The organism is Paenisporosarcina sp. HGH0030 (assembly GCF_000411295.1).
In the GTDB taxonomy this organism is placed as follows: Bacteria; Bacillota; Bacilli; order Bacillales_A; family Planococcaceae; genus Paenisporosarcina.
On the sequence record NZ_KE150421.1, the window covers coordinates 1,902,065 to 1,926,221 of the forward strand.

Sequence of the window (24,157 nt, forward strand, 5' to 3'; positions counted from 1 at the left end):
AGTATTTCCACCTTTCTTTCATTGTTGTGACTAACGTGTTTCATTATGGTAACAACTGTTTATTTCCTCTCACAATCGGTTATATAATAGCGAAAGTGTGAATTTATGGAGGAGTTAAATCATGGATAAGAAACGATTATCCTGGGTGGACGTTACAAAAGGATTTTTAATGATTCTTGTCGTAATCGGCCATTACCCAGGTCAACTTGATTTCCCTCTGGGGAAGTATATATATTGGTTCCACATGCCTGCCTTCTTTATTTTAAGCGGGATGTTTTTTAAACCTGTTCTGGAAAAAGGGCTTTCAAAACAAGCCATTCATAAACGTTTTATGCAATTAATCGTACCATATTTGTTTTTCCTTGTAACGATTACAGTCATTCGCTATGGAATGGAAATCGGTTCAGGAAACATGGATTTATCATGGTATTTGAATGATATTTGGACACTTGTAATTGGAGGACGATTTGCTCGTGGTGCTTACGGAGTTTTCTGGTTTGTCACAACGTTGTTCTTTACGTATTTGTTCTTCTTATGGATGACAAAATACTTCAATCGTACGAAACAGATTGTGATTTTAACTGTCTTCTACTTAATCGCTCATATGGAAAGTTTGTTTGCGATGCAAGTAATTGGTGGTGCGCCTGATAAAGCCTCTCAAACCATTCCTATGATTTGGAATATCGACGTAGCACTAATGGCGGTTGTCTATTTTGCACTTGGATATTATATGAAGAATATTTGGATGAATGTTACGAAGCCTTGGTTGATTACAGGGCTTATCGGAACGGTGTCCGCCATTTCGCTCGATTGGTTCGGCGTAATGGATTATCACTTGAGTATGAAGTTCCTGCGCTATGAACATGTGGTGTTGGATTTAGTCATTCCGATTTCCATGACTCTGGTTATTGTCGGAGTATTTCAATGGGTTGCTTCCCACATGTCATTGAAGTGGCTGCAACAAATTGAAAAGCACTCAATTGCCATTATGTATCTCCACATTTTCACAGATATCGTATTGAATGATTACTTCAATTACGGAATTATTGGATTCACGGCATTTGGATTGTTGGTACCGATTGTTGCATCAATACTCATTCAAAAACTGGTCCCTTACGGTAGATTGTTCCTAGGCGGTTTTTCGCCGAAAAAACGCAAAGTTGCTAAACCAGTGAAATTAAAAGAAGCTGAGCCTCAATACTAGAGGCTCAGCTTTTTTATATATGCGATTCCGTCAACATGTTGTAATACAGCCCTTTTTGATTCACGAGCTCTTGTTGACTTCCAGATTCGACGAGTTGTCCTTGATCCATTACATAGACAACGTCTGCCTTTCTGACGGTATTCAATCGATGAGCGATAACAAAACTCGTCCGGTCTTTCATCAATCTTTCGAGTGCTTCCTGGATTTTCATTTCGGTCACTGTATCGATGCTGCTAGTTGCTTCATCCAACAGCAAAATGACGGGATCCGCTACCAGAGCGCGTGCAATTGACAGCAATTGTTTCTGGCCTTGACTGATTTCCCCTCCATCTGCGGTCAGGACCGTGTTGTATCCTTCTGGTAACTTAATGATGAAGTCGTGTGCATTTGCTTGTTTGGCGGCTTCTATCAATTCTTCATCCGTTGCATTCAATCGGCCGTAACGGATGTTGTCTTTTACTGTAGCCTCGAATAAAAATGGATCTTGCAAGACAAATGCAATTTGACTGCGCAATGTTTGGCGAGCCAATTGGTCAATCGGGATATCATCAATCCGTATTTGACCATCATTCGTTTCGTAAAAACGGGCCAGTAGCTGCATGATGGTCGTTTTTCCTGCACCGGTTGCACCGACCAATGCGGCTGTTTCTCCAGGATTCAGGATAAAACTGACATTTCGAATCGTATGTTCAGCATCTGTTTGTTCATATTTAAAGGAGACACGATCGAACTCGACTTTTCCTTTTAACACAGTATCTAATTGAGTCGTGGCTTCATCTTTTTCAATCGGTTCATCAATAATGGCGAATACCCGCTCCGCTCCGGCAATTGCAGAAAGGACGGTATTAAATTGATTCGCCAGGTCATTCAAGGGGCGGGTAAACTGACGAGCATATTCAGAAAAAATTACGATAGTACCAATCGATACGTGACCGTTCAGGGCAAGCAAACCGCCAACACCTGCAACGATGGCAAAGCTGGCATTGTTCAACATGTTCATTACTTTCGGGATGAAACCTGAATAAGTCAACGCCCAAAATCCGGTATGGCGTAGGCGTTCACTTTTTACAATGAACTCATCAGTGACGCGTTCCTCTTGTGAGAAAGCTTTGACGATTCGCTGACCCGAGATTGTTTCTTCAATCATGCCGTTCAAATCCCCAACCGCCTGTTGTTGCTGTTTGAATAGTATCCCTGTTCGTCTTGTAATCCATCTCATGGAGAAAAACATGACCGGAATGATTGTCATGGTCAGCAATGTCAGTAAAGGACTTAACGTCAGCATGACAATGACGGTTCCGGTTAGCGTTAAAATACTCGAGAACACTTGAATAAATGAACTATTTAAAGTGGCACTGACGTTTTCAATGTCGTTCGTCACACGGCTCATGAGTTCCCCATGCTGACGTTTATCAAAGAAAGATACAGGCAACTTTTGAAAATGGGAGAAGAGATTCGTTCGCATCCGATAAATGGTTTGCTGCGCAACGCCGATCATCCAATAGTTTTGGAAAAACATCGACACCGAGAGGAAGAAATAAATACCTATCAACCACATCATCATGTTTTGCATACCTGCAAATTGACCCGGCACGATATACTCATCGATAATTTTCCCAAGTAGATAAGGCCCAACTAAAGCTAGAGTGGAACTGACAACGACTAGCAACAAAACCGTAATCAATAGTGCACGTTGTTCATCCACGAGGTGCCAAATTCGCTTCAATACACCTTGCCAGTCCCCTGCCCGTTCTCCTTTTTTCTTTTTGACAGGGGTAATATCTTCTTTCGTCAGAACCGGCTCGTAGCCAAATGGTTTAGTTAACATCTGTCGCATTTGCTTCCACCTCCTGTTCTTGTTGCGACTCCGCAATTTGACGGTATAATTCGGACGTTTCTATCAGTTCCTGATGAGAGCCATAAGCAGCAATCCGTCCATTGTCGAGTAAAAGGACACGGTCTGCGCCTTTTGCAGTTCGGATTTTTTGCGTAATGACGAGCATGGTTGCTTCTTCTTTATCCAATGCCTCCCATAGCAATGCTTCAGTTTTCACATCTAGCGCACTGGTGCTGTCATCCAACAGAAGAATTTCTGGCTTTCGGACCAACGCGCGTGCGATGGACAGTCTTTGTTTTTGACCGCCAGACAAATTTACACCTTTTTGACCAACACGTGTATCATAGCCTTTCGCGAACTGTTCAACAGAAGAATGAATTTGCGCTTGCTTGGCAGCTTGTTGCAATTCTTTTGTTGATGCTTCGACTTTGCCCCATGCCAAGTTTTGATAAATACTTCCCGTAAACAACAGTGACTGCTGGGGAACGAGCCCTATGGCTTGTCGTAATTGATCCAACGGCCATTTGTTAACGTCTTTCCCGTCAACTGTAATGGAACCCGAGGTTACTTCAAAAAAGCGCGGGATGAGTTGCATCAAAGTTGATTTACCGGCACCGGTAGCTCCCATGATGGCCAATTTCTCGCCAGATTTCACATCAAATGTAATATTGTTCAGCACTAGTTCAGAAGAATTCGGGTAGCTGAACGTCACGTTGTTGAAACTGATTTCACCTTCAAGGGCTTCATGCATTTTACCTGTTTCTTCATCGCGTTCCAGCCCTTCATTGACCAGTAACACTTCTTCCATGCGTTCTGCAGAAGCTTTCGCACGGGCAAATGCCATGATAATAAAGGCGAACATCGAGAAAGCCCCCGTCATACGCATTGCGTAGTTGACGATTGCGACCAACTCGCCAATTTGGGCATTGTTCGATTGGATTTCAAGAGCACCAAACCAAAGAACTGCCAGCAAACTGATGTTCATGACGAGTAGAAGAAGTGGAAGAATGATTTCCATAATGCGAAGCGCCTTCACTGTATCCATTTTGAGGAGGTTCGACACTTTTTCAAAACGAGAAGACTCGAACGTACCGCGCAAATATGCTTTAACCAACCGTACTGCCTGGAGGTTTTCCTGTAGGACACGGTTCACACGGTCGAGTCGAACTTGCACAAGTGCAAAAAAACTGACCCCTTTTTTCACCATAATATAGAGAAAAATCAGTAGGAATGGTGCCCCGATTACAAGGAACATCGCGAGGTAGGCATTGACGATAAACGCCATAATGACACTGCCGAGTACGAGTAAAGGCGCCCGCAACATAATGCGCAAACTCATAAAGAGTACGTTTTGCACCATGGTGACATCACTTGTAAGCCTCGTGATTAAGCCGGCAGTCGGGAACTTCGTAAACGTGGCAACTGTAAACTGCTGTACTTGCTTGAATAAAGCACTGCGGACATCAAAAGCAAAACTTTGTGATGCATGCGATGCAAAGAAAGAGTTTGTCGCGCCAGACAAGAAAGCGACGAAAGCCATGAGCATCATGACTCCTCCCCACGTCCAAATAACTGACTGATCTCCTTGCATAATGCCATCATCTATTATTTTGGCTATAATGAGTGGCTGTACAAGTTCGACAGAAAGCTCGATTAGCATGAGGAAAAGCGCAATGGCAATTGGCCATTTATATGGTCTGACATAAGAAAATACGGTTTTCACTAGATGCCCCCCTGAAACTTCTTCGTTAAACGAATTAATTATCTGATTGTTCACTATTATGCCACAATGAATGAGTAAAAGGTATCATTCATTGTGATGAAATGTTCTCTGTTGGATACGAGTTTTGGGTGAGCGATTGCTTAGTTGGAATCACCCCGAATTGACACTCGGCCAAGGGCAAAAAAAAAAATCACCTATCCCCAAAAGGATAGATGATACTCTAGCAAACTTATTTCTTGTTCCGATCGCCTGCAATCGATAGCCACGTGACACAAATCAGCATGATGAGAGCCCCCATCAGCTGCCATTTCCCTAACACTTGTTGCAGCCAAATAACAGAGATAATCATAGCAGTGAGTGGCTCCATGCTTGATAAAATACTGGTCTCTATCGCACTTATGTATTTCATACTGCTCAAAAATAAAATGAAAGCCACTGTGCCTATAACGATGACTGTCAATAAAAGAACGGACAATTTCCAATCCAATAATAAAGCCCATTCGTCGGATTGCCACACGCGACTTATACTTCCCAGTACCAGACCGCCGATCAGCATCGACCAACCAACCACTAGCAAAACACCCCATTCTTTCATGAGAGAACCGGGATATAACGTATAAAATGCAAAGCTCAGGCCGACAGCGACTCCCCATGCCAACGCTTCCGGGCTTAACAGTAATTTGGTGAATGAACCATTCGTCAATAAGAAGAATAAGCCGATCAACGTTCCGGCAATTCCAATCAACTGATATTTCGGTGGCCATTTCTTCATACTCCAAGATACAAATATAACCACAAAAATAGGTGCTAAAAATTGAAGCAACGTCGCAACTACCGCATTGCTTGATTCAATTGCTGCTACAAATGAATATTGAACCCCTAGCATGCCGAACATGGCGAAGATAATCAATCGCTTGACCCAATATGGCTGTCGCCAAATTGGTCTTAATTGATTTCCTGTTAATTTTAGAAAAGCGAGCAAAACAACTCCTGCAACAAGTAACCGAATCGTCAACATAAACGGAACTGTCAGCATTGAGTTCGATAATATCCATTCCATCAATGGACCCGTCGCTCCCCATAACATGGCTCCGGTAATAATTAAGACGATTCCTTTTGCGCGATTCATTTACTCACCTCTTTATCTACAAGTCTACTTTTCATCTTACTATTGTTCAAGTTGAATTCAATGAAAAACTTGCAAACATTTCATTTCCACCTCCAATAAATCTCCTTGAATTTTCCTTTATTTTTCAGAATAAAACATTATTTATTTTAATGACTTGATGCCAAGACTTCTCTATAATAGGAGTTATTAGTATACAAACAAGGAGTCCTGCGAAATGAAAGGTATGCAACAAGTATTGGAAAATGGTAGCAGTATATTGGACCATGTTCCTTTTCCGATGATACTGACTGCGAGTGACGCAACGGTACTTTGGTGGAGTAGAGAAGCTGAGAGAACATTTGGTTTTACTGCGGACGAAATCGTTGGAAAATTCTATCCTTTTTTCGAAGAAAACCGTTCAGCCATACATAAATCAACGTGGGGTCAAGTGGTTCAAAGTGAGATCCCAATTCGTTTTGAAAATTTCATTATTCATTCAAAACATGGCAAAGCTGTTCATGTTTCGGCTGTTTTAAATTCAATGACAATCGATAATGAACAATGCGTCATGTTCTTATTTGAAGTTAATAATGTTCCAACAATGGATCAAACATCAAGTACACAAGAATTAGCTAGCTTTAAAATGGGAATCGATGAAACCTTTATGCTCACTTATTTGGACCCAGATGGGCTAATTACATATGCAAATACATTGTTTTTGAAAACAAGTAAATGGACGCCAAAACGTATTATTGGTAAGTCATTTTGGCAGCTTTTCCCCGAAGAGTCAGCTGAGAAATCGGTCAACCCAATATGGTACACACTGAATAGCAACCGCGTTTGGCAAGGGTCTGTTGAAAAACTGACTAAAGATGGAGAAACATACTGGGTAGATATGACGGCCATCCCTGTTTTGGCGACGAATGATGAGCCTATGTACTTTGCCATTTTGGAAAAAGATATCACGGATAAAAAACGCCTGCAATTGCATCTTGAGCAAATTGCTTATGTGGATTCAGAGACAGGATTAATGAATCGCCATCGTCTTGAAAATATCGTGTCCGGACTTATTGCAGAAGAACGTCACTTTTCTTTCATCTTTTTAGATATCGATAAGTTTTACACATTGAGAGACATGCACGATGAAGAGTCTGAAACCACTCTATTACTGGAATTTGCAAAACGCCTGAAAATGTATTTCCAGGATAGTGATATCGCACGCGTGGGTGAAGATGAATTTGTGGTGTTGACGCCTTTGAGTGATTGGTTTATTCAAGGTTTCTTAAGTTACTTGAAGCAGCATCCGATTTACATTCGCAACAAAGCTATCCCGATTTCGATCAGTGGCGGGATTACGAGATACCCAGAAGATCAATCAACATTTTTACATATGATGAGAGCGTCTAGTGCGACCATCCATAAGGTGAAGCAAGAAGGCGGAGGAAATATCGTCAGCCTTTCAAAAGCCAATCATGTCGCGTTAAGCCGAAAGGCCATGATTGAAAAACGTTTGATTGAGGCGTTGCACCATAAAGATTTAACTGTTATGTATCAACCACAAGTTGATTTAAAGACTGGCAAGATTGATGCAGTGGAAGCACTGGTTCGTTGGGAAGACGCTGTACTGGGAACCGTTACACCGAACGATCTCATTCCAGTTGCAGAAGAGACAGGCATGATTCATGATATTGGGAGCTTTATGTTGGAGAAGGCATGCGAGCAAGCCGCACTTTGGGCAAAAAACGGCAAGCCGATGAAAGTGAGCGTAAACTCTTCCATTCGCGAATTCCGTGATAAAAACATGGTAAAGCAAGTTAGACAGACATTAGAGAAATTTGGCTGTCCTGCTCATCTACTGCAAATTGAGATTACTGAGAAGTTTGCACTGGAAGCGGAATCGGAACAATCCATCATTCGCCAAATGCATCAGCTTCAAAGTGAGGGCATCAGGTTTGTTCTCGATGATTTCGGGACAGGCTATGCGTCTTTCCGTTATATGCAGATGCTACCGATTACCGAACTTAAAATCGATCAATCATTTATCGCGTCCATTACGAAACAAGAGAAATTGCAAAAACTAGTACACGGCATGATTCAGTTTGGAAAATCAATGGAGATACGCGTCTTGGCTGAAGGTGTTGAGACAAAAGAACAACAGGATTTATTGACAAAACTCGGCTGTGACGCCATTCAAGGTTTCTATATCAGTCATCCTGTATCTGCTGGCGAAATTGAAAATTTATAAAATAAATGCGCAAAATGCCTGTTTAGCTTGACACCTTGCTCAGACATAAAAAAGACGGTTTCTCAAACATTCTGAGAAGCCGCCTTTTTTCTACTTAAATACCTAAATATCAACTGCATCAAAACTTCAGCAAACACCAAACCCATTGCGATCGCGCCTGATGTCATAAATGCTTTGGAAGCGTAAGAGATGGCGGTTAAATAGTCATTTTCCACAATGTTGCGCATCGCATTGTATGCAAGTCCTCCGGGAACGAGTAAAATGATGCCCGGTACACTGAAAATGATCATCGGCATACGGAAACGTTTAGATAAAATATGTGATGCCAGCGCTACGATAAAAGCTCCTGCAAAGGATGCTTGAATTGCATCACCTGAAACCATTGTAAAACCACTGTAAATTACCCAACCGCACATCCCTACTAAGCCGGCTGCAACTAGTTTTTTTCTAGGGGCATTAAATATAATGGCAAATGACATTGCGATAATAAAACTTAACACCGCTTTTACGATCCAAATCATGACACCCCTCCTAAAATGATAGTACGAGTGCAACGCCTGCACCGATTGCGAATGCTGTCAACAATGCTTCTGCACCTTTTGATACCCCGGAAACAAAATGCCCGGCCATAAGATCGCGTACTGCATTTGTAATGAGCAATCCTGGTACCAATGGCATGACACCACTGATAATGATAGTGTTCAAGTCTTCCCCAACTTGCAGCAGAACCGCTAAAAAAGCCAGGGTTCCAACGATTGAGGCAGCAATGAATTCCGCGAAAAACTTAACACGGGTCAATTCATGTATTAGTGTGACCACAACGAACCCCATTCCACCTGCAATGGTCGCTGCCGGAACATCTTTCACGACACCATCGAACAGGATAAGAAAACACCCGCTCGCAACTGCAGCTGCTATAAACTGTAATAGAAAAGGGAACATTAAGTTGGCACTGGCAACTCGTTGTAATTCTTCATATGCTTCTTCGATAGTCAGTTCAGTGGTGGCCAGTTTTCTTGATACTTGATTCACAAGTGCTATTTTCTCTAAATCTGTCACCCTGTCCCGAATGGTCATCAACCGTGTCGAGCCATCTTTTCCAAGCGAAAACATGATTCCTGTTGGTGTGACGAAGCTTTGGGTCCCTATCAGACCTTGTGAAATCGCCATACGGGTCATTGTATCTTCAACCCGATACGTTTCCGCACCACTCTCAATCATTAGTCGACCCGCAAGCAGGCAACAATCTATTGCCAAATCATTCTTCTCATTTAGCACGTCTTTGCCCACTCCTTTCACTTATCACCTTTGCACAATCTTAACGAAATGTGCAGTAAAAAACAAATATTGTTGGTACTTTACATGAATCTATTGCTCATACCGAGTACAATGATATAAACGTGAGTAGCCATCCATTACATATTCACTTTTCCGGTTCTATAAACTATTCATTTCGTATATACGACAGTACAATACCTATAAGTAAATTCTTTTCATAAAGGGGGAAATTTCATGCAAGGTTCAATCGATACACTCAAAAAAATCATCGCGGTATCCCAACAAAAACAGCCTGCTGATTTCATTTTGCGCAATGCACGTGTAGCGGATGTATTTTCACTTGTTTGGGTGAACGCAGATATCGTTGTCTCGGACGGCTTTATTGTCGCAATTGATTCTACTCGCTCATTTGAAGCCATTGAAGAAATGGATGCAGGGGGACGCTATGTCGTACCCGGCTTGGTTGACGGACATATCCATATTGAATCGTCGATGCTCACCCCATCTGCTTTTGGTGATGTTTTATTGCCCCACGGCGTAACGACTGTTGTGACCGATCCACATGAAATTGCAAATGTTGCAGGAGTTGAGGGCATCCAATTCATGCTGAAGGATGCAGAAAGAAGCCCAATGGATATTTTTGTCATGCTCCCTTCGAGTGTACCCTCCACATCCTTTGAACATGCAGGTGCAAGACTGGAAGCAGAAGATTTACAACCGCTTCTCTCCCACCCTTCCGTACTCGGACTTGCAGAAGTAATGGATTATCCAGCGGTTTTGCGCGGAGACGAAGGCATGCTTTCAAAGCTCCTGATGACCAAGGAAGCGGGTCTTCGAATTGATGGGCATGGAGCGGGATTGCAACGCGAACAGATTCGAGGATATCGCGCAGCCGGCATTCAGACAGACCATGAATGTGTGACAGCGGATGAAGCACGTGACCGCATTACCCAAGGCATGTATGTGTTGATACGTGAAGGCTCTGCTGCGAAGAATCTACATGATTTGCTTCCTGCGGTAACACCTCACAATGCAAGAAGATTTTTATTTTGTACAGACGACAAACACCTAGATGAACTGGTGGACGAAGGCAGCATCGATCATGCTATACGTCTCTCCATTAAAGCAGGAATGGAACCTCTTCAAGCGATTCAATTGGCCACGCTGAATGCTGCGGAATGTTATGGTTTGTCTCAAAAAGGTGCATTGGCAGCGGGCTTCGAAGCAGATTTTCTATTGCTCGATCATCTTGAACTTTTCAAAGTAGCTGCTGTATTCAAGAAAGGAGTCAAGGTGGCGGAGCATGGCCGCATGATAAAAGCTACTGAAACTCAAACGGATTGTACCGTTCGAATTCGCCATTCCGTTCATTTGCCTACTTTGACGGTCGAAGATTTGGCTATCCCGCTCCCGCAAGGTGCCGAAGCGAATATTATGGAAATCATACCAGACCAGATTGTTACCAACAAAGTGGTTGAAAAAGTTGAAACTATAGATGGCGCATTCGTGCAAAACATGGAACGGGATCAATTGAAACTGGCTGTAATTGAACGGCATCATCAATTACACACCATTGGATTGGGCATTGTGAAGGGCTTCGGCCTAAAAAAAGGGGCTGTCGCGACATCCATTGCTCACGATTCGCACAATGCGATTGTTCTGGGTACGAATGATGAAGACATGATTGCGGCTGTACAGGCGTTGCAGGATATGCAGGGTGGATTGGTCGTTGTCCATGATGGTCAAATCATGGCTTCGCTTGCATTGCCTATAGCCGGATTGATGACGAAAGTTCCTCTCGAGGAAGCAGTACAATCACTGGCAAACTTGCATGAAGCAATCCATACCATTCATCCGAAGCTCGATTTTCATTTGTTTTTGACCTTATCATTTCTAAGTTTGCCAGTCATTCCATCACTTAAATTAACCGATACGGGATTATTCGATGTCACCACATTCCAGCATATCGGAATTGACGCGAATACGAACGAAAAAGCAGACCACTAAGCGAATCGCGTTAGTGGCCTGCCTTGTTATTAATATGTGACTACACCAATCTCTTTAAACGTATTTAAATCATAACTCTTCGTTTCTTTCATTGAAATAGTATAAAGTGTATCTCCGGCATAAACCATCCGTTGAACGAGCTGCTCCCAATCTTCGTTTTGTTGCTTGGATGATTTAATCATGTTGGCCACTTGCTGGATTCCTTCTTCAGCCGTTATTTCATACATCATTGCACCTTCGCCTGCATACTGGCCGTATCCATCCTTATTAGTACCCTGATACAACGTCACAGGAAAACCGTATAAATCTTTGCCTCGGTGTTGGAATAATGCCTTGTGATCGTATTGCAATGGGCTGTAAGTGCCTTGACCACCCAAAATTTCTACGTCTTTTTCTTTCGGATTAGCAAAATCTGTAACGTCAAATAATGAGATTTTCATGCCGCCAGTAATGATTCGAGGTTGACTGCCATTTTCGCCTGGAATCGTTTTTGTATCGTAACCGAAACCGATTAGATGATTTTCGTCCAATGGGTGCAAGTAATTACTGAAACCTGGAATTTTCAACTCCCCTAGTACTTTTGGCGCCGATGGATTAGAGACATCCATCACAAACAGCGGATCAGTTTCTTTAAACGTCACCATATACGCTTTGTCTCCCATAAAACGAGCTGAGTAAATGCGCTCCCCTTTCGCAAGTCCTTCGATGGAACCCACTTTTTTCATACCGGCATCTAGAATATATAGATTGTTCTCAGAAAGTTCATCCGTATTCCACGCAAAGCCTTTCGTAGTGACGACACGGAAATAACCTTCATGCTCATCCATCGAAAACTGATTTAGGAGCATGCCCGTCACTTCTCCAGATGATACAAACTCAACTTTAGTACCATCTAAACTGAATTTGAATATTTCCGTATTGGTTTCCTGGGGATTCCAAATTCGATCAATGGCATTATTGTTATCATCATTCTTTGAAGGTACATAGATAGGTGCAGTTAAATACAATGCCTCTTTAGACATATACATGGCATTGCTTCCGCCCAGATACCCTTTCGTTACAACTTGGGATTGCTCTGGATCCTCAAGATCCATAGCCGTAATGACGCTATACGTCCCCTCCAGTGTTCCCGGCAAGATGGATAAATCAGAAAGCGCCATGGATGATACTTTATCCTTTTTCTTACTGTCAAATGTGTAAGGACGCAACTCTACATCTTTTGCCCCTTCCATTGCCCAGAAGTTTGGCATCACATTGGTCACGAAATACAACATGTCTCCTGTTTTTCTAGCCCCGTTCAAGTATCCTTCCGCACCGATTTCCCGTATCAGTTTCGGATTCTTCGCATTTTTCACATCATAGAAACGTACATTTGTGGAACTGTTAACAGGCATCATCATTTTACTGGAGACTTCTCCTGAGGTTTCCTCATAATCATATGGTACATGCCGATCTCCAAGCACAATCAATGTATTTTCATGTAAGAATAACTGCGTTGGATTGAACTCTGGATCGGATGGCAGTTCAGCCATTTTCTTCATGTTTGCAGGATTTTGAATATCCGTAACGATTACACGTCCATTTAATATAGAGTAAATAAATTTCCCGTCTGTCTTCACCATATCCGATTCATCTACGCCTTCCACTTGATTGTTCGTTTCCGAGTGGTCAGCTTCTCCTCCACTGCTTGAAAGAGCAGATTTACTGCTTGAATCCATCGAGTTTTTGCTTTCAGCTGACTCTTCCCTTGAATACATCTGACTCATTTGTTTCTTTAACTTAGCGAAGTAATCTTTCAATTGCTTTTCCGATTTTACAGTTTGCAAATCTTTGTGAACAGTAAACGATAATTTACTGGTCGACATGGATTTGAAGAATCCGCCTTGAATAGCTTCCTTCTTGATGTGCAATATATACGAACCCGGTTTGATTTCGGTCACTTTAACTGAATGACCGTTTTGTGTAAGCTGCAATTTCGCATTCGTTTTCTTTCCTTGCTGATCAACCAAATATATCGTTCCATCCGATATGGCTGAAGCTTTTAACGGCTCCGAAAAATTCGCTTTCCATCCTTGCTCAGACAACGCAATCGATGAAGCACTGACTGTTACTTTATCAATATAAAACGCAAACGATAGGACTATTCCTGCGATCACAGCAGCGACCATGAGCCAAACACTTCTTTTTTTCAATACCATCTCTCCTCTTTTTTTAAGCTAGTTATTTCATTAGACCGATAAAGTGTTATTTAGTTTCAATTGTTTGAAAATAATTTATTTAATGAATTTCTTATTAAATCGCATAACGCAATTCTTGCAATTAGGACAAGCTGATACTCGACGGGGATAGATTGTTATTTATTCTGATGAGGGCTGGGTGGGGGATTTATCGAGAATCCGTATGGGGATATCGGGGGTTCTCGGATGGATATCTCCATTTCGGGAAAGGATATCTGGATTTCGCAATCGGATATCAAGTATTCGGCATCACTTATCTAAAATTCATGTTTTCTAAACAATTTAATTGACCAGTAAGCGAAACAAAAACGGAACCGCTGAAGGCGATTCCGTTTCTCTAGTTCACTTCTATTACAATAACTGTCTTTAACTTTACATTTTCTCCGGTCTGCTCGACTTCAAAATCAGTGGTTGCGATGATTTCGTATTTACCCTTTGGGAACCCATCTTTGTTGAAATACTCTTTTATGAATTCATCCTTCGTTATTTCCCCGGACTTCGAAAAAGGAACTTCTAGCCACACATCCTTTTTTAAAGTTGTGGAGCTTAATATAGTCTGAGAAACTCCGCCTATGTCTTTATTTTTGTTCAATTCCTTTACCGAGAATTCGATTGGCGTAAAACCACCATGCGAAATCCTTACTTCATTATCCGGCCCAGTATATTTCAGACGGGCAGTAATTGAATCTTTTTCATGTTCTTTGTACTGTTTGGCAATTGAAGTCAACTCCAATATGAATGCATCCTCACTCGCTTTGCTTGATGCAGTAAGCTCAACTTTAGTGGCAGCTGAAGAACATCCAGTCAGTACGAAACAACATGTTAGCAAAAACAAGACACATCCATATTTCATCTGACTCACTCTTTCCCTTCTCTTTTAATTCACGCCTCGTTTTTAAACCAATCCGTCATTAGTTCTTCCAAACGTTCTTCTAGTGATTTCTTTATCACTAATAAATTTTCGTATTCTTGCCAATCCGCTTCAGCTTCAATTTGAGCAGTGAGAGTCGCCAGTTCTTCTTCAACATCGGCAATTTCCTTTTCAAAAGAACGAGGTTGTTCCTCCCGTTCACGGATAGTTTTGACTCGTTCTTCCTTTTTGACCGCTTCTTCTTTTTCAAACGAGGTCTGACGCTCTGCCCATTTCGATCGTGCCCATTCATAGGCTCCTTCGAAGGTAATGAATGTTCCCCGATCCAGCCAAGCGGTGCGAGGGAAAAGTTTATTCAGGAAGTAGCGATCGTGGGAGACAGCCACTATGGTCCCTTGGAAATCTTCGAGCGCTTCTTCTAGCACTTCTCGCGAATCGATATCCAAATGGTTTGTTGGTTCATCAAGCATCAATAAATTGATGTTCTGGTGCATGAGTTGCGCAAGACGCAATCGCATCCGTTCTCCTCCGCTTAAATCTCCAACCCGTTTGAAAACGTCGGGTCCATAGAACATAAACTTCGCGAGAATGTGGCGCGCTTCCCCTTCAAATACATTGACTTCCGCTCGGAAGACATCAATGAGGCGCGCTTTCGGGTTGGCAATCTCGAAATGTTGAGACAGGAATCCCACTCGCACATTACTGCCAAGACGTGCAGTACCTGCATCGACTTCGAGTTCTCCCCGCAGTAATTTCAGAATAGTGGACTTGCCAGTTCCGTTTCGACCGACGATTGCAACGCGTTCTTTCCACCTAACATTAAAGTCAGCTCCTGCAAGCAACACATTGTCACCGAAAGATTTGTACACTTGTTCCATGACCACCACTTCCTTGCCACTTCGTGGAGCTGCTTCAAATGATAGAGTCATTTTTTTCGGATCAATCAGCGGCTTCCGTACTTTCTCCATGCGTTCCAAAGCCCTTTCCATATTGCGTGCACGACGGTGCAAAGCAGCATTCGGTGGAACTGCTTCATTTGCCCAAAGTTTTAGGCGCTTGATGGCTTCGCGCATTTTCTTGATTTTTTTCTGCTGTTCCTCGTATTCCTGGAACTCCCGCATGATGCGTTCTTCTTTTTGGATGGCAAACGATGAATAATTGCCATGATATAAAATCAATTCGCCTTCTTCGAGATCTGCAACTTTCGTGACGACCTGATCCAGAAAGTAACGGTCATGCGAAATGATGACGACCGTACCTTCATAATCAACCAAATACTGTTCAAGCCATTCCACGGCAAACAAATCCAAATGGTTCGTCGGTTCATCGAGTAACAATAAATCTGGTTTCGTCAGTAGCAATTGACCGAGCATGATTTTTGTTTGTTCTCCACCACTCAACGATGGGAATGACCGATCAACAAAGTTTTCCAATTGCAGACCCTGTATGACCTTATCAATTTCCGATTCATATGAATATCCGTCACGCAGCGTGAATTGTTCCTGGATATTTCCATATTGACGAAGCAATCGTTCCATTTCTTCAGACGTTGCGCTGGCCATTTTCATTTCAAGGTCCGTCATTTGCGTTTGCATCTTGAGCAGTTCTTCAAAGGCCATTGTCAGAACATCGAGCCCCGTCACTTCCTCTGAGTAGGAAGGAATCTGGGCCAAGTAGCCAGTCCGATTTCCTTTTTTGAAATGAATGCTTCCCGAATCAGGACTTTCTACACCAGCTAACAATTTAAATAGTGTAGTTTTCCCTGTACCATTACGTCCTACAACGGCTAATTTATCACCTGTTTTGATTGCCAGTGATAAGTCCTCAAAAATGATGTTTCCACCTAGCATTTTACTGATTTCCTGTATTGTACATATCATATTTTCCGCTTCCTTTCGATTTCAGCTGGAAGCAATCCATTCTTCATTTGCAGTCGATCTATTTTTGCGTACAAAAAAAGACTGCCTGAAAAGCAAGCAGTCTTTTCTCGATGTCTAGCTCCAAGCGCCAGCCCGTGTGCCCCTTAAAAGGGGTCAGAAAGGCAATTGCCTTTCTACCGAACAGCGCCGGTGTTGGGCTAGAGCGGCGCTTTGCGCTTTTTCATATGGAGAAGAAAGAATGTCTTGTCAGCTGTGATGTGCATGTAATTTTCTAAAATTGGACAGACCCGTCCCGTTGTTAGAAATTTCATGAGTAATCGCACATGATGTGGATAAAAATTCCAGTATAAAACCACGTGCATTCACAGCGTTCTTCATTCTTTCTTCACCTCCGTTCATTCAAGTTGAGAATATTCTAACACATTTATTTATCGATTTCAAATGGCCATTTTGGCAGCATGTTCGATAATTTTTTATCTTCACGATACCCAAGTACATATTCCGCTTGCATAATTGTATGGATCTCGCGCGTTCCTTCGTAAATAACAGGTGCTTTTGAGTTGCGCAAGTATCTTGCGACTGGATATTCATCCGAATAGCCATACGCACCGTGAATTTGCACAGCGTCATCTGCTGCTTGGTTCGCAAAATCACATGCTTGCCATTTCGCTAATGAGGTCTCGCGCGTATTACGCACGCCTTTATTTTTCAGTTCACCAACACGGTAGACAAGGAGACGGCTCATTTGAAGGCCAGCTTCCATTTTCGCAACCATTTGCTGTACCAATTGGTGTTTACCAATTGGCTTGCCGAACGTTTCGCGCTCGTTACAATATTTCACACTTGCTTCAATACACGACATGATTAAACCTGCAGCGCCTGCAGCAACTGTAAATCTTCCGTTATCCAAAGCCGACATGGCAATTTTAAACCCTTCGCCTTCTTCCCCTAAACGGTTTGTAGCCGGCACTCGAATATCATCAAAGAAAATTTCTCCCGTATTTCCTGCACGAATGCCGTACTTCCCTTTAATCGCTTTCGAACTGAAGCCTTCCATCGTGCGTTCCACAATAAACGCACTGATGCCGTGGTGTTTCTTCGATTTATCAGTATATGCAAAAACGATGAAATGGTCCGCTTTATCACAAAGGGAAATCCAAGTTTTTTGACCTTTTAAAACGTAATCTTCCCCGTCGCGAGTCGCTGTTGTTGCCATTGCGGCTACGTCCGAACCAGCGCCCGGTTCCGTAAGACCGAAAGCACCGATTTTTTCACCTTTCGCTTGCGGTACCAAATACTTTTGCTTTTGTTCCTCGGTGCCCCACTGCATTAACGTCATGGAGTTCAATCCGATATGCACGGAGACAGCTGTTCGAAACGCTGTATCTCCCCGTTCTAATTCTTCACAAACGATTGCAAGTGAATTGTAGTCCATGCCGCTTCCACCGTATGCTTCAGGGACACAAACGCCCATGAAACCTAGTTCGGCTAATCTTTTCCATACTTTTTGATCAAATCCACCCGTTGCATCCCATTCAGCCATATGGGGAATAATTTCTGCATCCACATATTGGCGGACCGTTTTACGAAGTAATTGTTGTTCTTCCGAAAAATCGAAGTTCATGATGAGTGCCTCCTGTTATCCGTTACCAACCGTAGTTGATTGTTGTATGGATTCTTGAATTTGTACGCCTCGTTTTTTCATTTCATTAATGTAGGTATCGCCAGGCACAATTTGCTCAGGTGCGTATACGCCTCGTTTTGTGATTTCCCCATTGCCGATCATCTGTGCAACAATTGAAATCGTGTTTGCCGTTGCACGCGCCATTGCGGTTACTTGATCCGTCATATCTTTCTTCGTCACGAGTTCGTATTCATATTTAACCAGTTCCCCATCTTTGTCACCGGACACAATTACACGTAACAGTACGGCATCTTGTTTATCACCAAGTAATAAACCAGGCGTCAAAGCGGCTTTCAGCACTTCACGCGTACTGATTGTTTTTCCATCCACTTCAACTTTTGTCGCTTTATTTGTTAAGCCTAGATCCACCAATACTTTAAATTTTTCTGCGTGGCCTGGGTACCGTATTGTTTTATATTCGAGTGTTTCCACGTTCGGAAACGTTTTTGTCAATGTAGAAGTTCCACCTGATGTATGGAAAGCTTCCAGTTCACCGAATTCATCAAAATGAATCGGCTCGATTTCGGAAAGGGATGGCACTTCGATCAATTCACCATTTCGGACAACGTGTGATGTGTCCGTATAATGGTCCATCACCCCGTCCAATGAAAAGACGATGTTGTATTTCAATGGACCTTCCGGTTCAACTGGAATCCCACCTACAAACAGTTTGATCGATTTGACTTCATCTAACTTGCTTGCACCATATCCAGATAAAATATTGATCATTCCTGGAGCTACCCCTAAGTCTGGAATGAGAGTAATGCCTTTCGCTTGTGCTTCAGCAGCCAAACTTAACACCGCATCCGTCGCTCCTCCAATGTGACCTCCTAGATCCACTGAATGAACGCCCACTTCAACTGCTGTACGCGCTACTTTTTCGTTGAATGAATAAAATAATGCGTTAATGACAACGTCGCCTTTGCTCATGACTTCTTTCAATTGCGCATCATCATTGGCATCTAACCGAACTGCTTCTATTTTATCGGATTGAATTTTATCCTTAAAAGCCTGCACTTGCTCCACTTGCACGTCTGCTAAAAACACTTTTTCGACGTTTTCACTTTTGACTAAATCACGCGCCGCTTCTTTCCCCATTAATCCTGCACCTAATACAACAACCTTCATTCTTACATCCCCTTTGTAAAACGTTTTCTTTGCATGTATATGTGATGCTGACAGTCTTTCATTCAAAACTACTTAATTATCAATTTGAGCTCGTTGTAACTTACCGCTGAAGTCGACATAAATGCTCTTCCATTCTGTATAAACGTCAAGTGCTGCCACGCCGGAGTCACGGTGTCCGTTACCTGTCCCTTTTGTCCCGCCGAAGGGCAAATGAATTTCAGCACCAGTAGTGCCGGCATTTACATACACAATCCCTGTATCCAGATCACGCTGTGCTTTGAAAACAGTGTTGACGTCACGCGAGAAAATACTACTGGATAAACCGAATGAGACGCTGTTATTCACTTCGATTGCTTCGTCTAAACTCGAAACCTCAATCAGTGAAACGACCGGTCCAAAAATTTCTTCCTGTGCAATGCGACTATCTCTCGCGACGTTTGTGAATAGAGTCGGAGCATAGTAGTTTCCGTATGCCAAATCGCCATCAGATAGAATCTCTCCACCCGCTAGCAATGTAGCACCGTCTTCTTTTCCGATTTGGACGTAATTATGGATTTTTTCCAGTGCTTTTTTGTTAATGACTGGGCCGATTTTTACGGATTCGTCCATACCGTCACCGATAGCCAAACCTTTCATCGCTTCCTGAAGCCGCATTTCAAGTTCTTCTTTCACATCTTTATGCACAATGACGCGGCTGCATGCCGTACAACGCTGACCCGCTGTTCCGAAAGCACTCCACAAAATCCCTTCAACCGCCAATCCAAGATCTGCGTCGTCCATTACGATGACGGCATTTTTACCACCCATTTCAAGTGATACTTTCTTCAAATGACGACCGCCACGTTCAGCAACCGAACGACCTGTCTCAGTCGACCCAGTAAATGAAATGACTTTCACGTCCGGATGTTCGATCATCGCAGTTCCAACTTCTGCCCCTGATCCGAATACAATGTTCGCAACGCCTGCAGGTAGTCCTGCTTCTTCAAATACTTTCGCCATTTCATAAGCCATCATCGGTGTTTCCGTTGCTGGCTTCCATAAAAACGTATTGCCAGCAACTATCGCAGGGAATGATTTCCACGTGGCAATCGCAACCGGGAAGTTCCAAGGCGTAATGAGTCCAACCACACCGATTGGAGCACGTACGCTCATCGCAAACTTGTCAGCCAGTTCCGATGGCGTCGTTTCGCCGAACAAACGGCGGCCTTCACCTGCCATGTAGAATGCCATATCGATTCCTTCCTGCACTTCTCCGCGACCTTCTTCAATGACTTTTCCCATTTCTTTTGTCAACACTTGTGCAAGATGCTCTTTCTTTTCTTTCATAATACGACCAATTTCATATAAATAATCTGCCCGCTTCGGTGCAGGGACCAGCGCCCATTTTTTCTGCGCTTCCTTTGCTGCCAAGACAGCTGAATTCACATCTTCTTTAGTTGATAATCGCACTTGCGCTAACTCTTCTCCATTAGCAGGGTTAGTCACAGGAACGTACTTTGCATCTCCAGCTTCCTGCCACTTTCCACCGATGTAATTGTTCAATTGCATGTACCTTACCCCTTTCGATTTGAGAACGCTTTCACTTTACTTATTCGACACATGGTCGTTTAAACCTTTCAATTTTTTGAAAAAACGGATTATTTATAAATAGTGACGTTTGATGAAACTTTTTGTTGCGAGAAGCGTATGAATGAGTAGATTTAAATTACTGGAGGAATGTGACGCATGAACAACCACGAAATTGATTACAAATTACACGGTGACGATATGCAGTTTGTGGAAGTAGAACTCGATCCAAAAGAAACGGTTGTTGCAGAAGCAGGCAGCTTAATGATGATGGAAGACGGCATCTCTATGGAAACTATTTTCGGAGATGGCTCTTCTTCAGGTGGAGGAGGAATCATGGGCAAACTGATGGGTGCCGGTAAGCGTATGCTTACAGGAGAAAGTTTATTCATGACGACATTCACTAATAACGGATCTGGCAAAAAACATGTGTATTTCGCTTCCCCATATCCAGGAAAAATCATTCCAATGGATTTGAGTGAAATGGGCGGCAAAATCATTTGTCAAAAAGATGCGTTCCTGGCAGCGGCTAAAGGAGTATCGGTCGGCGTTGAATTCCAACGTAAACTTGGGACTGGTTTCTTTGGTGGTGAAGGCTTTATCATGCAAAAACTTGAAGGTGATGGACTCGCATTCGTTCATGCTGGAGGTACTATTCATAAGAAACACTTACAACCTGGCGAAGTATTACGTGTCGATACAGGATGTTTAGTGGCAATGACGAAGGAAGTAGATTACAACATTGAAATGGTGCCGGGCGTAAAAACGGCGTTGTTCGGCGGAGAAGGATTGTTCTTCGCTACATTGCGTGGTCCAGGAACCGTATGGATACAATCGTTGCCATTCAGTCGATTGGCAAGCCGAGTCTTTGCAGCAGCCCCGCAAATTCCTGGCGGCAGCTCAAAAGGTGAAGGTAGCTTGGCAGGCGGTCTATTTGATATATTAGGCGGGAAATAAATAAAGTTAATGACAGTGTGCCTTTAATGGTGCACTGTTTTTTTGTAGTTGCGTCATTTATTCCCTTGCATTTTGAATTGTCCCTTTTCGTGCAGCGTTTATTCCCTTTCACCCGTATTTCCCCATATATTTACCTTCTGATTTGCTCTTTTCGCTTCGCTGTGAAAATAAAAAACCTGATACGTATTCGCACCAGGCACTTAATCAATCTATGAAACTTTCATTTTCCTTTTCATCCGCCATAAGAAATAAAGCACCGGCAGGATTAACGATGCAGAAGAAGTAATCCCTCCTGCAATGGACGTGTATAATGCCAGCATGCCAACGAGTGGTCCACCGGCAATCTGTCCGAATGCATCAAGCTGACCAAACATGGAAAGCGTTGTGGCACGCCCTTTTGATTCTATGCGTTCATTTGTAACGATGCTCATCAATGGATAGTTTACGTTTCTCAGTGCACTTGTCACCCAATACATGGCTACCGCCACCCAGAAATGACCTGTCCAAGCGAACGCAATCATCGTTGCAATCAACACGGTGTTAGTAATCAATAATACATGTGCATAACGTCCTTTGACATGTCTCTCGACGAAACGAAGGACCACGATATTCAGTAAAAACGCGACCGCATAAAATGTACCGAACCAATAAACGGTCTCACTTTCTGACAACTGGTAGTCCACAATGAAATGTGCGCCGTACAAACGATCGAAGCCTTCGCTGGCGAGCCCCCAAAACAATGTAACCATCGCAATACTGACCAACACGGTGTTCCCGCGAATTTGAGAAATACCAGCTTTGATGGTGTTCACCATATGCGTGACACCCGAGACACCTTTTTCACGAGTAACTCTAACAAACTTTGTTTCAGGCAGCTTGATGAAAGCCCATACCGCCATGACAATGAGCATGATTCCCGCAACAATAATTGCAATTTGTACGGACCAAATCGCTGCGATTGTCACACTTGCCAGAATCGCCGCAAAGCGAGCCAAGGATGAAAACTGCGATCCACGTAAGAACGTCTTTTCCAAATTTTTATCGTTCAGTTCATCAGCAATCCAAGCTTGTTCCGCCCCGCTGATGAATGTCCAGCCGATTCCCCACATCGCAGAAGCTACCGCAATTGCCCAAAACTCAGGCGTACTGCCTTCCAAAACATGTGCTAACCCGATGACGAGTGTTCCGAAAGCAAGTGACCTTTTCCGTCCGAAATGATCCGCAAATAAACCGGTGGGCATTTCAAACAGCAAAACAGACACTTCCATAATCGTACCGATCAATACGAGTTGCAAAGCATTCAATTCCGCTTGAGTTACATAGTAAATGGCATTTAATGTGAACACCATCTGAATGAAAAACGACCGTGAACTTGTTAAAGTGTAATAAAAATTTTGTATACTCAATTCTAATTTCCTCCGATTTTTTGATTTGGGTTAAAATCAAATCGGAGTTCACATTTTATCCCAACATGCCCTCCAATTTGTATGCTGAAGCCAATGTTGTTCTTTTCATATGCTATCTCTCCCTTTCTAAAACTTTATTCATTATAATTTCTATTCAGAATATTGTCATGGTTTTTTTTGGTACAGAAGAGCGGATTTGGTGTGGGTAAATTAATCAGAGTTTTATTCGGCATGAACTTGGATTTTATCGGAGTTGCCGGTTTTATTCGGCATGAATGAACTTAGGGGTTCCTTGTTAGGATTCTTCATTGGCGTTCTTCCTGGAGCCGGTGCAACACTTGAGCGAGCTTTATTCCCATTCACCCATTTTTCCCCAACAAAAAAGGCTGCCAGTAACATCGGCAGCCCCTACTATCTTTCACAGTTTGTTATTCAGCTTGTCCTTTTTCGAAATTCAGATCCCATGTGTACCCAAACTGGTCGCGCACTTTAGCATATTTGGCTCCCCAAAACGTGTCCTGAAGTTCCATGATTGCCTGACCGCCCACTAATAATGCATTGTACAGACGATTCACTTCTTCTTCGCTTTCACATTCAATCATCAATGAAACATTTGTCGTACCTGATTCGCCAGGGGTTGAGGAGTCAGCAAGCATAATGCTGAAGTTTCCATTTGTTAAGTGACAATGCATAATGTAATCTGCCGCTTCAGGCGGTGATGGAAAATCACTATCCCCATATTTTAGCATCCCTTGGTTCTCTAAACTGAATGTTACTTCATAAAATGCAGCTGCGTCTTTGGCATTTCCGTAAAACGTTAAATATGGAAGTACTGGTTTCATTCTATACATCTCCTTAATGAAAATTAAGTATCTCTTATAGGATTCGCCAGACTTCTTTATTATCCTTTTACATCTTAAAATGTTTATTTTTTACTCTTTTGATTATTTAAAGGTCACTTGTACAAATTTATCGCTTAAACTCATCGCACTACAGATTCAACTCGCCTTATGAAACAGCGTTCTT

The 24,157-nt window shown here is 42.7% G+C and carries 19 protein-coding genes; 4 read left to right on the top strand and 15 right to left on the bottom strand.

Annotation, left to right across the window (positions count from 1 at the left end):
• Nucleotides 1-121: 121 nt before the first annotated feature.
• Nucleotides 122-1,204 carry an acyltransferase family protein gene (locus tag HMPREF1210_RS09125; protein WP_016428372.1) on the top strand — a complete coding sequence of 361 codons (1,083 nt, stop codon included), beginning with the start codon at nucleotides 122-124 and terminating at the stop codon, nucleotides 1,202-1,204.
• Nucleotides 1,205-1,217: 13 nt separating this feature from the next.
• On the opposite strand, the gene HMPREF1210_RS09130 is transcribed toward HMPREF1210_RS09125, so the two are convergent.
• From HMPREF1210_RS09130 to HMPREF1210_RS09140, 3 genes are all read right to left on the bottom strand, one after another.
• Entirely contained in the window at nucleotides 1,218-3,041 is a 1,824-nt protein-coding gene (locus HMPREF1210_RS09130; protein WP_016428373.1) for an ABC transporter ATP-binding protein, read from the bottom strand.
• Entirely contained in the window at nucleotides 3,022-4,764 is a 1,743-nt protein-coding gene (locus HMPREF1210_RS09135) for an ABC transporter ATP-binding protein (RefSeq protein WP_016428374.1), read from the bottom strand. Before HMPREF1210_RS09135 ends, HMPREF1210_RS09130 begins: the two co-directional genes overlap by 20 nt.
• Nucleotides 4,765-4,993: 229 nt before the next feature.
• Entirely contained in the window at nucleotides 4,994-5,893 is a 900-nt protein-coding gene (locus HMPREF1210_RS09140; RefSeq protein WP_016428375.1) for a DMT family transporter, read from the bottom strand.
• Between the two features lie 214 nt (nucleotides 5,894-6,107).
• Here HMPREF1210_RS09140 and HMPREF1210_RS09145 point away from each other — a divergent pair, with 214 nt between their 5' ends.
• Nucleotides 6,108-8,117: a bifunctional diguanylate cyclase/phosphodiesterase gene (locus tag HMPREF1210_RS09145; RefSeq protein WP_016428376.1), complete on the top strand. Its 2,010-nt coding sequence runs from the start codon at nucleotides 6,108-6,110 to the stop codon at nucleotides 8,115-8,117.
• Nucleotides 8,118-8,179: 62 nt separating this feature from the next.
• Here HMPREF1210_RS09145 and HMPREF1210_RS09150 read toward each other — a convergent pair whose 3' ends face one another.
• Nucleotides 8,180-8,638 carry a threonine/serine exporter family protein gene (locus tag HMPREF1210_RS09150; protein ID WP_016428377.1) on the bottom strand — a complete coding sequence of 153 codons (459 nt, stop codon included), beginning with the start codon at nucleotides 8,636-8,638 and terminating at the stop codon, nucleotides 8,180-8,182.
• A 10-nt stretch (nucleotides 8,639-8,648) separates the two neighbouring features.
• Complete coding sequence (locus HMPREF1210_RS09155) at nucleotides 8,649-9,395, bottom strand: threonine/serine exporter family protein (RefSeq protein ID WP_016428378.1); 747 nt, start codon at nucleotides 9,393-9,395, stop codon at nucleotides 8,649-8,651.
• Between the two features lie 234 nt (nucleotides 9,396-9,629).
• Here HMPREF1210_RS09155 and ade point away from each other — a divergent pair, with 234 nt between their 5' ends.
• On the top strand, nucleotides 9,630-11,402 hold the full coding sequence (gene ade / locus HMPREF1210_RS09160) for an adenine deaminase (protein ID WP_016428379.1): 1,773 nt from the start codon (nucleotides 9,630-9,632) through the stop codon (nucleotides 11,400-11,402).
• A 29-nt stretch (nucleotides 11,403-11,431) separates the two neighbouring features.
• Here ade and HMPREF1210_RS09165 read toward each other — a convergent pair whose 3' ends face one another.
• The 7 genes from HMPREF1210_RS09165 to HMPREF1210_RS09190 all read right to left on the bottom strand — a co-directional run bounded on the left by HMPREF1210_RS09165 (nucleotide 11,432) and on the right by HMPREF1210_RS09190 (nucleotide 20,750).
• Nucleotides 11,432-13,600: a beta-propeller domain-containing protein gene (locus HMPREF1210_RS09165; protein ID WP_036659492.1), complete on the bottom strand. Its 2,169-nt coding sequence runs from the start codon at nucleotides 13,598-13,600 to the stop codon at nucleotides 11,432-11,434.
• A gap of 376 nt (nucleotides 13,601-13,976) precedes the next feature.
• A complete protein-coding gene (locus HMPREF1210_RS09170; protein WP_016428381.1) occupies nucleotides 13,977-14,501 on the bottom strand; it encodes a hypothetical protein in 525 nt (174 codons plus the stop codon).
• Nucleotides 14,502-14,521: 20 nt separating this feature from the next.
• Nucleotides 14,522-16,390 carry a ribosomal protection-like ABC-F family protein gene (gene abc-f, locus HMPREF1210_RS09175; protein ID WP_036659496.1) on the bottom strand — a complete coding sequence of 623 codons (1,869 nt, stop codon included), beginning with the start codon at nucleotides 16,388-16,390 and terminating at the stop codon, nucleotides 14,522-14,524.
• Between the two features lie 246 nt (nucleotides 16,391-16,636).
• On the bottom strand, nucleotides 16,637-16,789 hold the full coding sequence (locus HMPREF1210_RS18555) for an RAxF-45 family protein (RefSeq protein ID WP_369757916.1): 153 nt from the start codon (nucleotides 16,787-16,789) through the stop codon (nucleotides 16,637-16,639).
• 25 nt (nucleotides 16,790-16,814) lie between these two features.
• Entirely contained in the window at nucleotides 16,815-18,014 is a 1,200-nt protein-coding gene (locus tag HMPREF1210_RS09180) for an acyl-CoA dehydrogenase family protein (RefSeq protein WP_016428384.1), read from the bottom strand.
• 15 nt (nucleotides 18,015-18,029) lie between these two features.
• Nucleotides 18,030-19,202, bottom strand: a complete 1,173-nt coding sequence (locus tag HMPREF1210_RS09185; RefSeq protein ID WP_016428385.1) for a saccharopine dehydrogenase family protein — start codon at nucleotides 19,200-19,202, stop codon at nucleotides 18,030-18,032.
• A 72-nt stretch (nucleotides 19,203-19,274) separates the two neighbouring features.
• Nucleotides 19,275-20,750: an aldehyde dehydrogenase family protein gene (locus tag HMPREF1210_RS09190; protein ID WP_016428386.1), complete on the bottom strand. Its 1,476-nt coding sequence runs from the start codon at nucleotides 20,748-20,750 to the stop codon at nucleotides 19,275-19,277.
• Between the two features lie 177 nt (nucleotides 20,751-20,927).
• On the opposite strand from HMPREF1210_RS09190, the gene HMPREF1210_RS09195 reads away from it, so the two are divergent.
• Nucleotides 20,928-21,725 carry a TIGR00266 family protein gene (locus tag HMPREF1210_RS09195; protein ID WP_016428387.1) on the top strand — a complete coding sequence of 266 codons (798 nt, stop codon included), beginning with the start codon at nucleotides 20,928-20,930 and terminating at the stop codon, nucleotides 21,723-21,725.
• 209 nt (nucleotides 21,726-21,934) lie between these two features.
• Here HMPREF1210_RS09195 and HMPREF1210_RS09200 read toward each other — a convergent pair whose 3' ends face one another.
• The 3 genes from HMPREF1210_RS09200 to HMPREF1210_RS09205 all read right to left on the bottom strand — a co-directional run bounded on the left by HMPREF1210_RS09200 (nucleotide 21,935) and on the right by HMPREF1210_RS09205 (nucleotide 23,973).
• Nucleotides 21,935-23,131 carry an MFS transporter gene (locus tag HMPREF1210_RS09200; protein ID WP_016428388.1) on the bottom strand — a complete coding sequence of 399 codons (1,197 nt, stop codon included), beginning with the start codon at nucleotides 23,129-23,131 and terminating at the stop codon, nucleotides 21,935-21,937.
• A gap of 222 nt (nucleotides 23,132-23,353) precedes the next feature.
• The gene (locus HMPREF1210_RS18040; protein ID WP_016428389.1) at nucleotides 23,354-23,530 is read right to left on the bottom strand and encodes a hypothetical protein; all 177 of its coding nucleotides are present in this window, start codon (nucleotides 23,528-23,530) and stop codon (nucleotides 23,354-23,356) included.
• 29 nt (nucleotides 23,531-23,559) lie between these two features.
• Nucleotides 23,560-23,973, bottom strand: a complete 414-nt coding sequence (locus tag HMPREF1210_RS09205; protein WP_016428390.1) for a VOC family protein — start codon at nucleotides 23,971-23,973, stop codon at nucleotides 23,560-23,562.
• Nucleotides 23,974-24,157 lie beyond the last annotated feature (184 nt).

What these genes read in the sequence shown, in the direction of transcription:
- HMPREF1210_RS09195 (WP_016428387.1), top strand. Translation starts at nt 20,928, where the DNA reads ATGAACAACCACGAAATTGATTACAAATTACACGGTGACGATATGCAG.
- HMPREF1210_RS18555 (WP_369757916.1), bottom strand. Translation starts at nt 16,789, where the DNA reads ATGAACGGAGGTGAAGAAAGAATGAAGAACGCTGTGAATGCACGTGGT.
- HMPREF1210_RS09130 (WP_016428373.1), bottom strand. Translation starts at nt 3,041, where the DNA reads ATGCGACAGATGTTAACTAAACCATTTGGCTACGAGCCGGTTCTGACG.
- abc-f (WP_036659496.1), bottom strand. Translation starts at nt 16,390, where the DNA reads ATGATATGTACAATACAGGAAATCAGTAAAATGCTAGGTGGAAACATC.
- HMPREF1210_RS09145 (WP_016428376.1), top strand. Translation starts at nt 6,108, where the DNA reads ATGAAAGGTATGCAACAAGTATTGGAAAATGGTAGCAGTATATTGGAC.
- ade (WP_016428379.1), top strand. Translation starts at nt 9,630, where the DNA reads ATGCAAGGTTCAATCGATACACTCAAAAAAATCATCGCGGTATCCCAA.
- HMPREF1210_RS09150 (WP_016428377.1), bottom strand. Translation starts at nt 8,638, where the DNA reads ATGATTTGGATCGTAAAAGCGGTGTTAAGTTTTATTATCGCAATGTCA.
- HMPREF1210_RS09205 (WP_016428390.1), bottom strand. Translation starts at nt 23,973, where the DNA reads ATGAAACCAGTACTTCCATATTTAACGTTTTACGGAAATGCCAAAGAC.
- HMPREF1210_RS09165 (WP_036659492.1), bottom strand. Translation starts at nt 13,600, where the DNA reads ATGGTATTGAAAAAAAGAAGTGTTTGGCTCATGGTCGCTGCTGTGATC.
- HMPREF1210_RS09125 (WP_016428372.1), top strand. Translation starts at nt 122, where the DNA reads ATGGATAAGAAACGATTATCCTGGGTGGACGTTACAAAAGGATTTTTA.
- HMPREF1210_RS18040 (WP_016428389.1), bottom strand. Translation starts at nt 23,530, where the DNA reads ATGTTACTGGCAGCCTTTTTTGTTGGGGAAAAATGGGTGAATGGGAAT.
- HMPREF1210_RS09180 (WP_016428384.1), bottom strand. Translation starts at nt 18,014, where the DNA reads ATGAACTTCGATTTTTCGGAAGAACAACAATTACTTCGTAAAACGGTC.
- HMPREF1210_RS09190 (WP_016428386.1), bottom strand. Translation starts at nt 20,750, where the DNA reads ATGCAATTGAACAATTACATCGGTGGAAAGTGGCAGGAAGCTGGAGAT.
- HMPREF1210_RS09140 (WP_016428375.1), bottom strand. Translation starts at nt 5,893, where the DNA reads ATGAATCGCGCAAAAGGAATCGTCTTAATTATTACCGGAGCCATGTTA.
- HMPREF1210_RS09185 (WP_016428385.1), bottom strand. Translation starts at nt 19,202, where the DNA reads ATGAAGGTTGTTGTATTAGGTGCAGGATTAATGGGGAAAGAAGCGGCG.